Annotated in this window: 1 rRNA gene; it reads right to left on the bottom strand. The window is 56.2% G+C overall.

The features are described from left to right. Positions 1-86: 86 nt before the first annotated feature. Positions 87-1478: ribosomal RNA gene (locus tag ACE1TI_RS21375) — 16S ribosomal RNA — on the bottom strand; the annotation flags it as partial.

Below are 1478 nucleotides of genomic sequence, written 5' to 3'. Positions count from 1 at the left end.
GGTCTCTCAAAATTGAATGAAAGTCACAGCGCCGCCTCAAACGGCCGAAAGGCCGCCTGAAGCTCGACTCGGAAAATACTCCGTAGAAAGGAGGTGATCCATCCCCACCTTCCGGTAGGGATACCTTGTTACGACTTCACCCCAATCACCTGCCCCACCTTCGGCAGCTGGCTCCCAAAAGGGTTACCTCACCGACTTCGGGTGTTGCAAGCTCTCGTGGTGTGACGGGCGGTGTGTACAAGGCCCGGGAACGTATTCACCGCGGCATGCTGATCCGCGATTACTAGCGATTCCGGCTTCATGCAGGCGAGTTGCAGCCTGCAATCCGAACTGAGAATGGCTTTTTGAGATTCGCTCCGCCTCGCGACTTCGCGTCCCTCTGTACCATCCATTGTAGCACGTGTGTAGCCCAGGTCATAAGGGGCATGATGATTTGACGTCATCCCCACCTTCCTCCGGTTTGTCACCGGCAGTCACCCTAGAGTGCCCAACTCAATGCTGGCAACTAAGGTCAAGGGTTGCGCTCGTTGCGGGACTTAACCCAACATCTCACGACACGAGCTGACGACAACCATGCACCACCTGTCATTCTGTCCCCCGAAGGGGAACCTTCCATCTCTGGAAGTAGCAGAAGATGTCAAGACCTGGTAAGGTTCTTCGCGTTGCGTCGAATTAAACCACATGCTCCACCGCTTGTGCGGGCCCCCGTCAATTCCTTTGAGTTTCAACCTTGCGGTCGTACTCCCCAGGCGGAGTGCTTAATGCGTTTGCTGCGGCACTAAGGGCGTCGAAACCCCTAACACCTAGCACTCAACGTTTACGGCGTGGACTACCAGGGTATCTAATCCTGTTCGCTCCCCACGCTTTCGCGCCTCAGCGTCAGTTACAGGCCAGAGAGCCGCCTTCGCCACTGGTGTTCCTCCACATCTCTACGCATTTCACCGCTACACGTGGAATTCCGCTCTCCTCTCCTGCACTCAAGTTCCCCAGTTTCCAATGCCCCTCCACGGTTGAGCCGTGGGCTTTCACATCAGACTTAGGAAACCGCCTGCGCGCCCTTTACGCCCAATAATTCCGGACAACGCTTGCCCCCTACGTATTACCGCGGCTGCTGGCACGTAGTTAGCCGGGGCTTTCTGATCTGGTACCGTCATGGCGCCGGCCTCTTCGACCGGCACTTGTTCTTCCTAGATAACAGAGCTTTACGATCCGAAAACCTTCTTCACTCACGCGGCGTTGCACCGTCAGGCTTTCGCCCATTGCGGATGATTCCCTACTGCTGCCTCCCGTAGGAGTCTGGGCCGTGTCTCAGTCCCAGTGTGGCCGATCACCCTCTCAGGTCGGCTACGCATCGTTGCCTTGGTGAGCCGTTGCCTCACCAACTAGCTAATGCGCCGCGGGCCCATCTTGCAGTGTGAGGAACAAGTCCCCACTTTTACAAAAGAATCATGCGATTCTTTTGGTCATCCGGTATTAGC

It is taken from the genome of Alteribacillus sp. JSM 102045, assembly GCF_041949975.1.
Classification (GTDB): domain Bacteria; phylum Bacillota; class Bacilli; order Bacillales; family Marinococcaceae; genus Alteribacillus.
This window is presented reverse-complemented; position numbering and strand designations above follow the sequence as displayed.